12 protein-coding genes are annotated in these 15,756 nt (G+C 61.3%); 10 read left to right on the top strand and 2 right to left on the bottom strand.

All coding sequences use genetic code 11. The features are described from left to right. Window positions 1–8 precede the first annotated feature (8 nt). The 9 genes from BMZ57_RS24250 (at window position 9) to BMZ57_RS24210 (ending at window position 13,783) form a co-directional block, all read left to right on the top strand. Entirely contained in the window at window positions 9–902 is an 894-nt protein-coding gene (locus BMZ57_RS24250; protein WP_010213598.1) for a YybS family protein, read from the top strand. Between the two features lie 18 nt (window positions 903–920). Then, on the top strand, window positions 921–1,367 hold the full coding sequence (gene rplI, locus BMZ57_RS24245) for a 50S ribosomal protein L9 (RefSeq protein WP_003171376.1): 447 nt from the start codon (window positions 921–923) through the stop codon (window positions 1,365–1,367). 109 nt (window positions 1,368–1,476) lie between these two features. Then, window positions 1,477–2,874 (top strand): replicative DNA helicase, encoded by a 1,398-nt coding sequence (dnaB, locus tag BMZ57_RS24240; RefSeq protein ID WP_010213597.1) that lies wholly within the window; start codon window positions 1,477–1,479, stop codon window positions 2,872–2,874. A gap of 96 nt (window positions 2,875–2,970) precedes the next feature. Beyond that, on the top strand, window positions 2,971–5,274 hold the full coding sequence (locus tag BMZ57_RS24235; protein WP_010213596.1) for a YgiQ family radical SAM protein: 2,304 nt from the start codon (window positions 2,971–2,973) through the stop codon (window positions 5,272–5,274). A gap of 118 nt (window positions 5,275–5,392) precedes the next feature. After that, window positions 5,393–6,325, top strand: a complete 933-nt coding sequence (gene ssp4, locus BMZ57_RS24230; protein WP_021493241.1) for an Ssp4 family T6SS effector — start codon at window positions 5,393–5,395, stop codon at window positions 6,323–6,325. Next, entirely contained in the window at window positions 6,322–6,771 is a 450-nt protein-coding gene (locus BMZ57_RS24225) for a hypothetical protein (RefSeq protein WP_010213594.1), read from the top strand. The genes ssp4 and BMZ57_RS24225 overlap by 4 nt, the downstream gene beginning before the upstream one ends. A gap of 187 nt (window positions 6,772–6,958) precedes the next feature. After that, entirely contained in the window at window positions 6,959–10,249 is a 3,291-nt protein-coding gene (locus BMZ57_RS24220) for a transglutaminase family protein (protein ID WP_069672802.1), read from the top strand. 157 nt (window positions 10,250–10,406) lie between these two features. After that, complete coding sequence (locus BMZ57_RS24215; RefSeq protein WP_010213590.1) at window positions 10,407–12,893, top strand: circularly permuted type 2 ATP-grasp protein; 2,487 nt, start codon at window positions 10,407–10,409, stop codon at window positions 12,891–12,893. After that, window positions 12,893–13,783: a transglutaminase family protein gene (locus BMZ57_RS24210; RefSeq protein ID WP_010213588.1), complete on the top strand. Its 891-nt coding sequence runs from the start codon at window positions 12,893–12,895 to the stop codon at window positions 13,781–13,783. Before BMZ57_RS24215 ends, BMZ57_RS24210 begins: the two co-directional genes overlap by 1 nt. A gap of 46 nt (window positions 13,784–13,829) precedes the next feature. On the opposite strand, the gene BMZ57_RS24205 is transcribed toward BMZ57_RS24210, so the two are convergent. Further along, the gene (locus BMZ57_RS24205) at window positions 13,830–14,012 is read right to left on the bottom strand and encodes a hypothetical protein (RefSeq protein ID WP_010213587.1); all 183 of its coding nucleotides are present in this window, start codon (window positions 14,010–14,012) and stop codon (window positions 13,830–13,832) included. A 332-nt stretch (window positions 14,013–14,344) separates the two neighbouring features. Here BMZ57_RS24205 and azu point away from each other — a divergent pair, with 332 nt between their 5' ends. Continuing rightward, the gene (gene azu / locus BMZ57_RS24200) at window positions 14,345–14,791 is read left to right on the top strand and encodes an azurin (RefSeq protein WP_010213586.1); all 447 of its coding nucleotides are present in this window, start codon (window positions 14,345–14,347) and stop codon (window positions 14,789–14,791) included. A gap of 136 nt (window positions 14,792–14,927) precedes the next feature. Here the strand turns inward: azu and nadE are convergent, their stop codons facing one another. Beyond that, the gene (gene nadE / locus BMZ57_RS24195) at window positions 14,928–15,755 is read right to left on the bottom strand and encodes an NAD(+) synthase (RefSeq protein ID WP_042570865.1); all 828 of its coding nucleotides are present in this window, start codon (window positions 15,753–15,755) and stop codon (window positions 14,928–14,930) included. Window position 15,756: the final 1 nt, after the last annotated feature.

Genomic DNA, 15,756 nt, shown 5'->3' with positions numbered 1-15,756 from the left:
TTGAATGCATGCGCGCCTTAGCTGAGTTCATCATGCGCGGTCGTGTGCAGGCCACTCTGGTAGTGGCTGGATGTGCAGCATTGCCGTTGTTGTATTGGTTGGGTGCTGCCGCTGGATGCCTTGTGCTCCTGCGGCGCGGTTTGCAGGATGCCATTGGCGTCCTGGCCCTGGGAGTCGTGGCTGCCTTGATCTGGTGGCTGCAACTGGGCGAACCCAAAGTGCTTCTGGTGCTGCTGGGGTCGTCGAGCCTTGCGTTGGTTTTGCGCGCAAGTGAGTCCTGGGTCCGCACGCTGCTGGTCAGCGTGGCACTGGGGTTGGTGTTTTCGGTGTTGATTGACGCGGCTTTCCGCCCGCAGATCGAGGCGCTGTCGCAAGAGATCGTCAAGATCCTGCCGATGGCCCTCGGGGAACTCTACCAGCAGCTGTCGGTAGAAGAGCGAGCGCGACTGGCAACACTGATTGCACCGGCCCTGATCGGCCTGATGGCGGTAATGATGCAGATCGTCAGTTTGCTGAGCCTGATGCTTGGGCGTTATTGGCAGGCGTTGTTGTACAACCCGGGTGGTTTTGGTCGCGAGTTTCGCAGTATCAGAATCCCCGTGGGCCCGGCGATGTTGCTGCTGGCACTCATGGTGGTCGGACCGTACTTCGGTTCACACGCCGCCTTGCTGGTGCTGTTTTGCAGCGTACCGCTGGTGTTTTCCGGACTGGCCCTGATGCATGGGCTGGTCGCGCAGAAGCGCCTGGCCAAGTTCTGGCTGGTGGGGATGTACGTAACGATGCTGGTGTTCATGCAACTGATCTATCCGTTACTCGTGGTTTTGGCCATTGTCGACGGCCTGATTGATTTTCGCGGTCGTCTGGCGCCGAAAGACGCCGATAACGCGAACGGTGAAGGTTAAAAGTTAGAGGATTTTCACATGCAACTGATCCTTCTGGAAAAAGTCGCCAACCTGGGCAACCTGGGCGACAAAGTGAACGTTAAGGCCGGTTACGGTCGTAACTACCTGCTGCCATACGGCAAAGCCACCGCTGCAACCGCTGCCAACCTGGCTGCGTTTGAAGAGCGTCGTGCTGAGCTGGAAAAAGCAGCAGCAGACAAAAAAGCTTCGGCCGAAACTCGCGCTGCCCAACTGGCTGAGCTGGAAGTGACTATCACTGCCACCGCCGGTGACGAAGGCAAGCTGTTCGGTTCGATCGGCACCCACGACATCGCTGATGCACTGACCGCCTCCGGCGTTGAAGTGCAGAAGAGCGAAGTTCGTCTGCCGAACGGCACCATCCGCAACGTAGGCGAATTCGACGTAGCCGTGCACCTGCACGCCGAAGTTGAAGCCACCGTACGCGTTGTCGTGGTAGCAGCTTAAAGCAAGCTAACTGACTGGCACCCCCGGTGTCAGGCGGTTAACATCGGGCACGATCCTGTTTACAGGTCGTGCCTTTTGTTTTTCTACACACCCCTAATTCCAAGTGGCCATGAACGATATTTCAGCTCCTGAGCAATACGATCTGCAAACCGCTGCCCTGAAGGTGCCGCCGCATTCCATCGAGGCCGAACAGGCTGTGCTCGGTGGTTTGATGCTGGACAACAACGCCTGGGAACGCGTGCTGGATCAAGTCTCGGACGGTGACTTCTATCGCCATGACCACCGCCTGATTTTCCGCGCCATCGCTAAGCTGGCCGACCAGAACTCACCTATCGATGTGGTGACCTTGGCCGAGCAACTGGACAAGGAAGGCCAGACCTCCCAGGTCGGCGGCCTCGGCTACCTCGGTGAGCTGGCGAAAAATACGCCGTCCGTCGCCAACATCAAGGCCTACGCCCAGATCGTTCGCCAGCGGGCCACGTTGCGCCAACTGATCGGCATCAGCACCGAGATTGCCGACAGCGCCTTCAACCCGGAAGGGCGCACCGCCGAAGAGATCCTTGACGAGGCCGAGCGCCAGATCTTCCAGATCGCCGAGGCCCGCCCGAAAACCGGCGGCCCGGTGGGCGTCAACGAGCTGTTGACCAAGGCCATCGACCGTATCGACACGCTGTTCAACACTGACGCGGCCATCACCGGTATTTCCACCGGCTACACCGACCTCGACGAGAAGACCAGCGGCCTGCAGCCGTCCGACTTGATCATCGTCGCCGGTCGTCCGTCCATGGGCAAGACCACCTTCGCGATGAACCTGGTGGAAAACGCCGTGTTGCGCAGCGACAAGACCGTCCTGGTTTACTCCCTGGAGATGCCAGGTGAGTCGCTGATCATGCGTATGCTCTCGTCCCTGGGGCGTATCGACCAGACCAAGGTGCGTTCCGGCCAGCTGGAAGACGACGACTGGCCGCGCCTGACCTCAGCGGTCAACCTGCTCAATGACCGCAAGCTGTTCATCGACGACACCGCGGGCATCAGTCCTTCGGAAATGCGTGCACGTACCCGCCGCCTGGTGCGTGAACACGGCGACATCGCGCTGATCATGATCGACTACTTGCAGTTGATGCAGATCCCGGGCTCCAGCGGTGACAGCCGGACCAACGAGATTTCCGAGATCTCTCGGTCCTTGAAAGCCTTGGCCAAGGAATTCAATTGCCCGGTGGTGGCGCTGTCCCAGCTCAACCGTTCCCTGGAACAACGTCCCAACAAGCGCCCGGTGAACTCCGACTTGCGGGAATCCGGAGCGATCGAGCAGGACGCCGACGTGATCATGTTCGTGTACCGCGACGAGGTGTATCACCCCGAGACCGAGCACAAGGGCATTGCCGAGATCATTATCGGCAAACAGCGGAACGGTCCCATCGGCTTTATCCGCCTGGCGTTCATCGGTAAGTACACCCGCTTCGAAAACCTCGCGCCAGGCAGCTACAACTTCGACGACGACGAATAACCCGTCTGCTCAATTCCGACCATTACCGTCGGAATTGGTCAAAATTTGTGCTATATTCCGCGCCCGCGATTTTCCATCTCAACACCGGTCACCGTCATGCAAACAGCCAAGCCGTTATTTGACTATCCCAAGTACTGGGCCGAATGTTTCGGTCCAGCGCCATTCCTGCCCATGAGCAGGGAGGAGATGGATCAGCTTGGCTGGGATTCCTGCGACATCATCATCGTCACCGGTGATGCCTACGTTGACCATCCGTCGTTCGGCATGGCGATCATCGGCCGGCTGCTGGAGTCCCAGGGCTTCCGCGTCGGGATCATTGCCCAGCCGAACTGGCAGTCCAAAGACGACTTCATGAAGCTCGGCGAGCCGAACCTGTTCTTCGGCGTCGCGGCCGGCAACATGGACTCGATGATCAACCGCTACACCGCCGACAAGAAAATCCGCTCCGACGACGCCTACACCCCTGGCGGCATGGCCGGCAAACGCCCGGACCGCGCCAGCCTGGTGTACAGCCAGCGTTGCAAGGAAGCCTACAAGAACGTGCCGATCGTACTCGGCGGCATCGAAGCCTCCCTGCGCCGCATCGCTCACTACGACTACTGGCAGGACCGTGTGCGCAACTCGATCCTGATCGATGCCACCGCCGATATCCTGCTGTACGGCAACGCCGAGCGTGCGATTGTCGAAGTTGCCCAGCGCCTGTCGTGGGGGCACAAGATCGAAGACATCACCGACGTGCGCGGCACCGCGTTCATTCGTCGTGATACGCCGGTGGGTTGGTACGAAGTCGACTCCACGCGGATCGACCGTCCGGGCAAGATCGACAAGATCATCAACCCGTACGTCAACACCCAGGACACCCAGGCCTGCGCCATCGAGCAGGAAAAGGGGCCGCAGGATGATCCGGAAGAAGCCAAGGTCGTACAGATCCTGGCCAGCCCGCGCATGACCCGCGACAAGACCGTGATCCGCCTGCCGTCGGTGGAAAAAGTGCGCAATGACGCGGTGCTCTACGCCCACGCCAACCGCGTGTTGCACCTGGAAACCAACCCAGGCAACGCCCGCGCCCTGGTGCAGAAGCACGGTGAAGTGGACGTGTGGTTCAACCCGCCGCCCATCCCGATGACTACCGAAGAAATGGACTACGTGTTCGGCATGCCTTACGCACGTGTTCCGCACCCGGCGTATGGCAAGGAAAAGATCCCGGCCTACGACATGATTCGTTTCTCGGTGAACATCATGCGTGGCTGCTTTGGCGGCTGCACCTTCTGCTCCATTACCGAGCACGAAGGTCGCATCATCCAGAACCGTTCCGAAGAGTCGATCATCCGCGAGATCGAAGAGATCCGCGACAAGGTCCCAGGCTTCACCGGCGTGATCTCCGACCTCGGTGGCCCGACCGCGAACATGTACCGCATCGCCTGCAAGAGCCCGGAAATCGAATCCGCGTGCCGCAAGCCGTCGTGTGTGTTCCCGGGTATCTGCCCGAACCTGAACACCGATCACTCGTCGTTGATCCAGCTCTACCGCAGCGCTCGTGCATTGCCGGGTGTGAAGAAGATCCTGATCGCCTCCGGCCTGCGCTATGACTTGGCTGTTGAGTCGCCGGAATATGTGAAAGAGCTGGTTACCCACCACGTGGGTGGCTACCTCAAGATCGCCCCGGAACACACCGAGGAAGGTCCGCTCAACCAGATGATGAAGCCGGGCATTGGCAGCTATGACAAGTTCAAGCGCATGTTCGAGAAGTACACCAAGGAAGCGGGCAAGGAGCAGTACCTGATTCCTTACTTCATCGCCGCCCACCCCGGCACCACCGATGAGGACATGATGAACCTCGCCCTGTGGCTCAAGGGCAACGGCTTCCGTGCCGACCAGGTGCAGGCGTTCTACCCGTCGCCGATGGCCACCGCCACCGCGATGTACCACTCAGGCAAGAACCCGTTGCGCAAGGTCACCTACAAGAGTGACGCGGTGACCATCGTCAAGAGCGAGGAACAGCGCCGCTTGCACAAGGCCTTCCTGCGTTACCACGATCCGAAAGGCTGGCCGATGCTGCGTGAAGCGTTGACCCGCATGGGCCGCGCCGACCTGATCGGACCGGGCAAGGACCAACTGATCCCGCTGCACCAGCCGGCTACCGACAGCTACCAGAGCGCGCGTCGCAAGAACTCGACGCCAGCCGGCAGCCATAAGGTCGCCAAGGAAACCACCACCAAGATCCTCACCCAGCACACCGGGCTGCCGCCACGTGGTAGCGACGGCAGCAACCCGTGGGACAAGCGTGAGCAAGCCAAGGCCGCGGCCCAGGCGCGCAACAAGCAGGCCGCCAAGGAGCGCGCCGATGCGGCCAAGGGCAAGGGCGGCAAGCCTGCGCGCAAGCCGGTCGTGCCGCGTTGATCGCAGCCTGAACATGCAAAACGCCAGCCTTGTGCTGGCGTTTTGCTTTCTAGCCGGTGGGTAGGCTGTTTGTTAAGGTGGCGCGCACGGCCACCACCCCTTTCAAGGAAGAACACTTATGAGCAACCCCCTGCTCAATATCGGCATGGATTCCAACCGCTCCCAATTCATGGCGCGCCAGCGCATCGAAAGCCAGATCAACCTGCCGCGCCTGTTCGCGGCCATCGACGCCGACCCCGGCATTGTCGGCGCGGGTGTCGTGTATATCGATGCCGATTTCAACGTGATCACCCTGCGCGAGTTCAAGCCTATCTGCAGCATCAGGCCCAAGCGCATTATTTTGCGCGAGGCGCAGAAGTACATTTCGCCTGCGCAGTTTGTGGAACAAGTGAAGACCGATCCTCGGGAAGGACGCCTTCAAAAAGAGGCGTTTGATATGGGCCTTTCCTGTGGTGCGGCGGTAATCGGTTGGATTGTGGTGTTCAGCGGCAGTGTCGCCGTACCGTTCACGGCCGGTGCCAGTGCATTCGTGGTTGGCATTGGTATCACGGCGGCGCTGGCCAGCAGCGCGCAATGTGGGTTTGGTGTGGCGCGTACGTATAACGAAGTGCTTGATCCTGATGCCAATGACCGTATGGACGACGCCGAATGGTACGGCGCCGTTTCACCTATCCTCGATGCGGCCTCTTTGGTGGGCATTGGCACGGGTGCGTTGACTACCGTCAGGCTGCTCAAGGCCAACAAGGCCGCAGCATTGGGCAAGAGTTGGTATGAACTGCTCAAGGGCCTGAGCCGCCAGGAACGCAAGAAGTTGACCAGGGAACTGCTTAGCCTCAGGGACCCAAGCCTGACGCCCAAGCTACTCAAATTGCAGCAGCGCGCCGGCAAGATGACAAAGAGCTACAGTTCCACGGAGATCCGTCATGCCACCCTGACCCAACTCAAGGATGCCCTGGGCGGGCTCTTGGGTATCTGGGGCAGCCATAGAACGGGCCACGTAGGCACTGCCGAGACCATCGCCATTGGCCTGTACGAGGACTTGACGGAATGAACGGCTTCCCCGAGATGGGCAGTTTCCTCGCGCGCTATTTCCCCGTATTCATGGGGACGATTTTCATGGCGATCTTCTCCGGCTCCGCTGCGGTTTCCATGGCTGGCGTGACCTATTTGCGCGGCCTTGATCCCGCGCTCAAGGCCAACTATTCAATAGGCGCAATATTGGTACTGGTGGCGGTGCTGGTCTTTGGCAACGTCATGATCGCCCGCGGCTATCCCTGGGCTACGCGGCTGGTGGCGGCTTACTTGGGCGTTTGTCTGTTGTTCGTACTGCCAATGATGCAATACGATCTCAACATGCTGGTCTATGGCTCGGCTGTACTCTTTCCGCTGTTGGGGTTACTGCTGCTCAACAGCAAACGCCACCGCGAAATGCGCAAAAAACTGTTCGAGATACGCCACCTGCGCCAAGCCGCAATCGCAAGGCGCAAAACCCGTTGATTGAGTAGATTCACCACCCATCCTCATACTGGCGCCACAAATGTGTGCGGCTCTTGCACCGTGGCCCGTACGTTGGCGCCGTTTTGGTGCTGTACTGCACCGGGTCTTACGATAAAGCGCAATGACCGCCGCTCTGGCATAAGTCTTGCGCGCTTTGTTCCCATGCCCTGGCTCGCAGGAGGCCGCCGTGTCGATTCATGTCGCGTTGCACCACGTTACGCATTACCGCTACGACCGCGCGGTCGAACTCGGCCCGCAGATTGTGCGTTTGCGCCCGGCGGCCCATAGCCGCACGCGGATTTTGTCCTACGCGCTGAAAGTGCTGCCCGAGCAGCATTTCATCAACTGGCAGCAAGACCCCCAGGGCAATTACCTGGCGCGGTTGGTGTTTCCGGAAAAGACCGACGAGCTACGCATCGAAGTCGACCTGGTCGCCGAGATGGCGGTATTCAACCCGTTCGACTTTTTCCTCGAACCCTACGCCGAAAACATCCCCTTCAGCTACGCCGCCGATGAGCAGCGCGAACTGGCGCCGTACCTGGAAACCTTGCCGCTGACGCCGAGGTTTGCCGCCTACCTGGCCGGAATAGACCGCACGCCGCTGCCTGCCGTGGACTTTCTGGTGGGCCTCAATCAACGCCTGGCGGCCGATATCGGCTACCTGATCCGCATGGAGCCGGGTGTGCAAACCCCGGAGTTCACCCTGGAGAACGCCTCCGGCTCCTGTCGCGATTCGGCCTGGCTGCTGGTGCAGTTGTTGCGCAACCTCGGCTTGGCCGCACGATTTGTGTCCGGCTACTTGATCCAATTGACCGCCGACGTCAAAGCGCTCGATGGCCCGTCCGGTACCGAGGTGGACTTCACCGACCTGCATGCCTGGTGCGAAGTGTATCTGCCCGGCGCCGGCTGGATCGGCCTGGACGCCACCTCCGGGCTGTTTGCTGGTGAGGGCCACATACCATTGGCCTGTAGTCCCGATCCATCTTCGGCGGCACCGATCAGTGGGTTGGTGGAACCGTGTGAGTGCGAATTCACTCACGAGATGTCGGTAGAGCGGATTTGGGAAGCGCCGCGCGTCACCAAGCCCTACACCGAAGAGCAATGGCTGGCGATCCAGGCCTTGGGCCGTCAGATCGATGGCGACCTGCTCAAAAACGATGTACGCCTGACCATGGGCGGCGAACCGACTTTCGTCTCCATCGACGATCCCGACGGCGCCGAATGGAACACTGCCGCCCTTGGCCCGGACAAGCGCCGGTTATCCGCCGAGCTGTTCCAGCGCATGCGCAAGCACTATGCGCCCAAGGGTTTGGTGCACTTCGGCCAGGGCAAGTGGTACCCCGGCGAGCAATTGCCGCGTTGGTCGCTCAACTGCTACTGGCGCCGTGACGGTGTGCCGATCTGGCACAACAGCGCGCTGATTGCCGATGAACAAGAGGATTATGGCGCGGACGGTGCGCTGGCCGGGCGGTTCCTGGCCAGTGTCGCCGAGCGTCTGAAGCTGCCGGCGCGTTTCGTGTTTCCAGCCTTCGAAGACAATTTCTACTACCTGTGGCGCGAGGGTGCGCTGCCGCAAAACGTCAACGCCCAGGACCCGCGCCTGAGTGACGACCTGGAGCGCGAGCGCCTGCGCAAAGTGTTCAACCAGGGCCTGGATAAAGTCATCGGCCAGGTGCTGCCGCTGGCGCGCACGGCGGCTAATGACCGCTGGCAAAGTGGGCGCTGGTATCTGCGCGATAACCACTGCCGACTAGTGCCGGGGGATTCGCCGCTGGGATATCGCCTGCCATTGGCCTCGCAGCCTTGGGTGACGGCGGCAGAGTACCCGTTTGTGCATCCGACTGATCCTAATCAGGATCAGCCGGAGCTGCCATCCAGTGCGCAGCTGCAACGCCACGGTGAGCCCGCGCCGAGTGATGAGCGCGTGCCCAAGGTGGACGAGTCCGCGGACTGGCTGACTCGCACCGCCCTGTGCGCCGAAGCACGGGAAGGGCGCCTCTATCTGTTCATGCCGCCCCTGGAGCGCGTTGAAGACTATCTGGAACTGGTGGCAGCCATCGAAGCCTCTGCCGAGGAACTGCATTGTCCGGTATTGCTCGAAGGCTATGAGCCGCCAGCCGACACGCGCCTGAGCAACTTCCGCATCACGCCGGACCCGGGCGTGATTGAGGTCAACGTGCAGCCCTCCGCCACCTGGGACGAATTGGTAGAACGCACCGAATTCCTCTATGAAGAGGCGCGGCAAACGCGTTTGACCACCGAAAAATTCATGATCGACGGGCGCCATACGGGCACCGGCGGCGGTAACCACTTTGTGCTGGGCGGCGCGACGCCCAAGGACTCACCGTTCCTGCGCCGACCCGATTTGCTGCGTAGCCTGATCAGCTACTGGCATAACCATCCTTCGTTGTCCTACCTGTTTTCCGGTCTGTTCATCGGCCCGACCTCCCAGGCACCACGGGTGGACGAGGCGCGCAACGACGCGTTGTACGAGCTGGAAATCGCCTTTGCGCAAATGCCTTCGCCCGGCGAGGAATGCCCGCCCTGGTTGGTGGACCGTCTGCTGCGAAACCTGCTGATCGACGTGACCGGCAACACCCACCGCGCCGAGTTCTGCATCGACAAACTCTACTCACCGGACGGCGCCACGGGCCGCCTAGGCTTGCTGGAATTGCGCGCGTTTGAAATGCCGCCCCATGCACGCATGAGCCTGACTCAGCAATTGCTGCTGCGCGCCTTGGTGGCACGCTTCTGGCGCGAACCCTACGCGCCGCCGAAGCTGGCACGCTGGGGCACTGAGTTGCACGACCGTTTCCTGCTGCCGCATTTCATCGAGCAAGACTTTGCCGACGTAATCGTCGAACTCAACGCCGCCGGTTATCCGCTGCGCGCCGAGTGGTTTGCCGCGCACCTGGCGTTCCGTTTCCCCAAAGTCGGTGACTACGCCGTCAACGGGATCGAGCTGGAGCTGCGCCAGGCCCTGGAGCCCTGGCACGTACTGGGCGAGGAGGGCGCGGTGGGCGGTACGGTGCGGTATGTGGACTCCTCTCTGGAGCGCCTGCAAGTCAAGTTGACCGGGCTGCCACCGCAGCGCTACCTGCTGACCTGCAACGGCATCCCGGTGCCGCTGCAAGCCACCGGGCGTGTCGGTGAGTTCGTCGCTGGCGTGCGTTACCGCGCCTGGCAACCGGCCAACTGCCTGCAACCGACCATCGCGGTGCACGCGCCGCTGGTGTTCGATCTGCTGGATACCTGGATGCAGCGTTCGCTGGGCGGCTGCCAGTATCACGTCGCCCATCCGGGCGGGCGCAATTACGACAGCTTGCCGGTGAATGCCAACGAGGCAGAGAGCCGGCGCATGGCACGGTTTTTCCGGCTGGGGCACACACCAGGCAAGCTTCCGGTGCCGACGGTAGTGGTGAACGATGAGTTGCCCATGACCCTGGATCTCCGGCGTTTCCCCAATAAGAACGACTAAATGCAGTTAAAATGTGGGAGCGGGCTTGCTCGCGAATGTGGTCCATCAGCCGATACATGTATTGACTGGCCCACCGCATTCGCGAGCAAGCCCGCTCCCACATTAGATTGCCGTAATTTGAGTTAATCTGAGCCCCCTTGCCTCTGCCGAGCGTTCCATGTCCGACTTGCTCGACCGTTACCCGCTGACCGCGGGCACTTATCACGAACTGCTGGACGACAGCGGTTCGGTGCGTGCCCATTGGCGGCGCCTGCTGGACCACCTGCAACGCAGCACACCCGCGCAACTGGCCCAACGCCAGGCGCTGTTGACCCGGCAGATCCAGGAAAACGGCGTGACCTACAACGTCTACGCCGATCCCAAGGGCGCGGATCGCCCGTGGGAGCTGGATTTGCTGCCCCATGTGTTGGCCGCTGATGAGTGGCAGCACCTGTCGGCCGGTATTGCCCAGCGTGCGCGCCTGCTCAATGCCGTGTTGGCGGACCTGTACGGCCCGCAGCGCCTGATCAAGGAAGGTTTGCTGCCGGCGGAGCTGGTATTCGGGCATAACAATTTCCTGTGGCCGTGCCAGGGCATCCAGCCACCGGACGGCGCTTTCCTGCACCTGTACGCCGTGGACCTGGCGCGCACACCGGATGGCCGCTGGTGGGTCACTGCCGATCGTACCCAGGCGCCGTCGGGTGCCGGTTATGCGCTGGAAAACCGCACCATCGTGTCCCGGGCCTTTCCGGATCTTTACCGTGACCTGCAGGTGCAGCACCTCACCGGTTTCTTCCGCACCTTGCAGGAAACCCTTGCCCGCCAGGCGCCTGGTGATGACCAGCCGCCGCTGATCGTGCTGCTTACGCCCGGCCGGTTCAACGAAAGTTACTTCGAACACCTCTACCTCGCGCGCCAGCTTGGCTACCCGTTGGTGGAGGGCGGCGACCTTACCGTGCGCGACAGCACGGTGTTCCTGAAAACCCTCAGCGGCCTGCGCCGGGTGCACGCGATCATGCGTCGTCTGGACGATGACTTCTGCGACCCGCTGGAGCTGCGCACCGATTCGGCCCTCGGCGTACCTGGATTGCTGGATGCCGTGCGCCAAGGCAACGTGCTGGTGGCCAATGCCCTGGGCAGCGGCGTGCTGGAATCCCCCGGCTTGCTGGGCTTCTTGCCGAAGATCAACGAGTTCCTGTTTGGTGAAGCGCTGATCCTGCCGTCCATCGCCACCTGGTGGTGCGGTGAAGCGCCGGTGCTGGCCGAAGCGCTGGAAAAAATGCCGGAGCTGTTGATCAAGCCCGCATTCCCGTCCCAGAGTTTCGCGCCGGTGTTCGGCCGTGACCTCAATGACGAACAGCGCCAGGCCCTGGCCGAACGTATGCGTGCGCGGCCTTACGCCTATGTCGCCCAAGAGTTGGCGCAACTGTCCCAAGCGCCGGTGTGGCACACCGTGGACGACCACCTGCAACACCGCGCCATCGGCATGCGTGTGTACGCCGTGGCCAGTGCCGAGGGTTACCGCGTGCTGCCTGGCGGCCTGACGCGGGTGGCGGCCGAAGCCGACGCCGAAGTGGTGTCGATGCAGCGCGGCGGCGCCAGCAAGGACACCTGGGTGCTCGGCGAACGCGCCGCCGGTGGCGAACACTGGCGTGCACAGCGCGCGATTGGCGCCCATGACCTGGTGCGCCGCGATCCTTATCTACCTTCCCGCGTGGTGGAAAACCTGTTCTGGTTCGGCCGTTACTGCGAACGCTGTGACGACAGCGCGCGCTGGCTGCGTATCGTGCTGGCGCGTTATGTGGATGGCGACGACCCGCTGGCCTTGCAGGCGGCCGTTGAGCTGGGCGAAAGCCTGCGGCTGCTGCCGGAGGAGGGCGAATTGCCCGAACGCCTGCTGGCGGCGCTGCTCGGTGATGACTGGCCATCGAGCCTGCGTGCCAACTTGCAACGCTTGCAGTGGGCGGCATCGCAGGTGCGCGGCAAGCTGTCCAGGGAAAACTGGCAGGCCTTGGTGGAGCTGCAACGTGAAGCCCTGGAGCTGGAAAGCGAATCACCGGATTTTGGCGAGTTGCTGGATTTCCTCAACCGCCTGGTAATGTCCCTGGCGGCGCTGTCCGGGTTTGCCCTGGACGATATGACCCGTGACGAAGGCTGGCGCTTTTTGATGATGGGCCGGCGCATCGAGCGCCTGCAATTTCTTAGCAGTAGCCTGGCAGCCTTTCTGCGTGGCGTGGCGGTATTTGATCAGGCTGGGTTGGAGTGGTTGCTGGAGTTGGGCAACAGCAGCATCACCTACCGCTCCCGCTACCTGGCGGTGCCGCAGTTGATCCCGGTACTCGACTTGCTGCTGCTCGACGAGCAGAACCCCCACGCGGTGTTGTTCCAGCTCAAGCTGGTGAGTCGCACCCTGCGACGCCTCAACGATGACTTTGGTGTGCCGCGGGAAACCGGCCTGGGCCCATTGGTGGAGCGCCTGGCGCGATTCGACCTGGGCTGCCTGGAGAACCCGCTGTTTGGTGAATCCAGCGTGCGTGCGGCGTTGGACGGCCTGGCCGACCTGCTGCAAGCGGTGGCCGATGAGAGTGGGCAAGTGTCGGACCGCCTGGCCTTGCGTCACTTTGCCCATGTGGATGATGTCAGCCAGCAAACGGTGTCGGTGTGATGAGTGCGCGCTACCAGATTTTCCACGATACCCATTACCACTATGACAGCCCGGTGTCCCTGGCCCAGCAGCTGGCGCACCTGTGGCCACGACCGTGCGCCTGGCAGCGCTGCAGCTCGCAGCAACTGGATATCAGCCCGGAACCGACCTCGCGCCGCGACGAGCTGGACGTGTTCGGCAACCCTATCACTCGGCTGGCATTCGAGCGGCCCCATGATGAATTGCTGGTGAACGCCGGGCTGACCGTGGAAGTACTGGCGCGGCCGGCGCTGGATTTCCAGCAATCACCCGCCTGGGACCAGACCCGTGACAGCCTGACCTACAGCAGCCAGGCTATGTCCGATGAGCTGATTGAAGCCTGTCGCTACCGCTTCGAATCGCCCTACGTGCACTTGAAGAAAACCTTCGTCGAATTCTCCGAGAGCTGTTTCCCCGCTGGCAAACCGTTGCTGCTGGGCGTACAGGCGCTGATGGAAAAGATCTTCAGCGAATTCACCTTTGATGCCGAAGCCACCCAAGTCGCCACGCCGCTTGTCGAAGTGTTGGAGCGCCGCCGTGGCGTGTGCCAGGACTTCGCCCACTTGATGCTTGCCTGCCTGCGCTCGCGGGGCCTGGCGGCGCGCTATATCAGCGGTTATCTGCTCACCCAGCCACCGCCCGGCCAGCCACGGCTGATCGGCGCCGATGCATCCCACGCGTGGGTCTCGGTGTATTGCCCGGTATCAGGCTGGGTGGATTTTGATCCGACGAACAATGTGCAGCCGGCACTGGAGCACATCACCCTGGCCTGGGGCCGGGATTTTTCTGATGTGTCGCCGTTGCGAGGGGTAATTCTGGGGGGAGGGAGCCACGACCCGGAGGTGCGGGTGACGGTGATGCCGCTGGAATAACGCTTGATTGTGTCGAGCCGGGCGGGCCGGCTCAGCACAAAGGAATTTATTCAGCCGGATCTTTTGGTGTTTCGGTCTCTTCGCTCGTTTCTTTACCATCAACATCGGCGTTCAGCCCATTGGCCTCTTCTTCTGCAGCGGCTTTCTTGCGTTGCAGTTTTTCCTCTTTCTTCTGCTCCTTGGCCAAGTCTCTCTGACGTTTGGCGAAGGAGTAATTAGGTTTGGCCATGGGCGATCCTCTAAGGTCGAAGGTGAGGGTGGCGGCGCGCAGCTGCCTTGGGACGACATGGTAGCAGCTTCAGGGTGCGCTTGGCCTTCACTTACCGCAGGCGTAGGCGGCCAATAGGCCGTTGAACAGTTGGTCGAGGCGCATGGCTCGGACTCCGATGGGTGATGAGCCGATCATAGGCAGGTAGCAGTACTTTGGCTGGTAGATTGTGTTGATAAGTCTGATAGCCTAAAGTTGTATACAATCTGTTGATTCAGATCATAAGAATTCCTGCCTGCTTCAGGCACCCTTGTCGCAATTCGCGTTTTCTAAACCCTGCCTTGGAGATTCACATGTTTGCCAAACTCGTTGCTGTTTCCCTGCTGACTCTGGCGAGCGGCCAGTTGCTTGCTGCAGAGTGCAAGGTCACTGTCGACTCCACCGACCAAATGTCCTTTAACACCAAAGCCATTGAAATCGACAAGAGCTGCAAGACATTCACCGTTGAGCTGACTCACTCCGGCAACCTGCCGAAAAACGTCATGGGCCACAACTGGGTGCTGACCAGCGCGGCCAACATGCAGCCGGTTGCCACCGACGGCATGGCCGCCGGCATCGACAAGGATTACCTGAAACCCGGTGACGACCGCATCATCGCCCACACCAAGATCATTGGTGCCGGTGAGAAAGACTCGGTGACCTTCGACGTGTCGAAGCTGGCCGCCGGGACTGACTACGCGTTCTTCTGCTCGTTCCCAGGCCACATCTCGATGATGAAAGGCACTGTGACCGTCAAGTAAGACCGCGTTATCGTTCTTCGCGAGCAAGCCCGCTCCCACATTCGACCGCGTTCCCATGTTGGAAATCGGTCAAGTGTGGGAGCGGGCTTGCTCGCGAAAGCGGTCTGAAAATCAGTACAAACCTATCGGGTTCACTTCACGGCGCAAACGGCATGACCCGCTTGTGCTCGGTCTTGCGGTACGTGTCGCAGATAATCCTGAACGCTTCCTCACGCACCGGCTCGCCGTGCAGGAATGCATCGATCTCGGCATAGGTCACGCCATGTGACGCTTCGTCCGGCTTGCCGGGTGACAGGTCTTCCAGGTCGGCTGTCGGGACTTTCTCCACCAACGATTCCGGCGCACCAAAGTGCCGCGCAATCGCACGCACCTGGTTTTTCACCAGCCCGCTCAACGGCGCCAGGTCGCACGCGCCGTCACCGAACTTGGTGAAAAAGCCCATCACCGCTTCCGCTGCATGGTCGGTGCCGATCACCAGGCCACCGGCCGCGCCGGCGATGGTGTACTGCGCCACCATGCGCATGCGCGCCTTGGTGTTGCCCAGCACGAAATCCCGGGACACCGCCGCCTTGCCTTCAAACGCGGCCACTTCATTGGCCAGGGCCTTGACCGCCGGACCGATGTTCACGGTGTGGCGCTCGTCCGGCTCGATGAAGTCCACCGAGGCCGTGGCATCGATTTCGTCAAACTGTGTTTCGTAGGGCAGGCGCACCGCGATAAAGCGGTAAGCCTCATCACCGGTATATTCCCGCAGCTCTTTCATCGCACGTTGAGCCAAGAGGCCTGCGGTCAGGGAATCGACGCCACCGCTGATGCCCAGCACCAACGTCTTGAGCCCGGAATTTCGCAGGCAGTCCTGGATAAAGGTCACGCGGCGGGCAACCTCGGCCTCAAGGGCGGCCTGGTCGTTGAACGGCGCTTGGACCTTGAGCTGTTCAGCAATCTCACGCTGTACGGCTTGCATG

The organism is Pseudomonas simiae (genome assembly GCF_900111895.1).
GTDB lineage: Bacteria > Pseudomonadota > Gammaproteobacteria > Pseudomonadales > Pseudomonadaceae > Aquipseudomonas > Aquipseudomonas simiae.
This window is presented reverse-complemented; position numbering and strand designations above follow the sequence as displayed.

Bases quoted from the DNA above. Each gene is read 5' to 3' on its own strand.
- BMZ57_RS24250 (WP_010213598.1), top strand. From the start codon at position 9: ATGCGCGCCTTAGCTGAGTTCATCATGCGCGGTCGTGTGCAGGCCACT.
- rplI (WP_003171376.1), top strand. From the start codon at position 921: ATGCAACTGATCCTTCTGGAAAAAGTCGCCAACCTGGGCAACCTGGGC.
- dnaB (WP_010213597.1), top strand. From the start codon at position 1,477: ATGAACGATATTTCAGCTCCTGAGCAATACGATCTGCAAACCGCTGCC.
- BMZ57_RS24235 (WP_010213596.1), top strand. From the start codon at position 2,971: ATGCAAACAGCCAAGCCGTTATTTGACTATCCCAAGTACTGGGCCGAA.
- ssp4 (WP_021493241.1), top strand. From the start codon at position 5,393: ATGAGCAACCCCCTGCTCAATATCGGCATGGATTCCAACCGCTCCCAA.
- BMZ57_RS24225 (WP_010213594.1), top strand. From the start codon at position 6,322: ATGAACGGCTTCCCCGAGATGGGCAGTTTCCTCGCGCGCTATTTCCCC.
- BMZ57_RS24215 (WP_010213590.1), top strand. From the start codon at position 10,407: ATGTCCGACTTGCTCGACCGTTACCCGCTGACCGCGGGCACTTATCAC.
- BMZ57_RS24210 (WP_010213588.1), top strand. From the start codon at position 12,893: ATGAGTGCGCGCTACCAGATTTTCCACGATACCCATTACCACTATGAC.
- BMZ57_RS24205 (WP_010213587.1), bottom strand. From the start codon at position 14,012: ATGGCCAAACCTAATTACTCCTTCGCCAAACGTCAGAGAGACTTGGCC.
- azu (WP_010213586.1), top strand. From the start codon at position 14,345: ATGTTTGCCAAACTCGTTGCTGTTTCCCTGCTGACTCTGGCGAGCGGC.
- nadE (WP_042570865.1), bottom strand. From the start codon at position 15,755: ATGCAAGCCGTACAGCGTGAGATTGCTGAACAGCTCAAGGTCCAAGCG.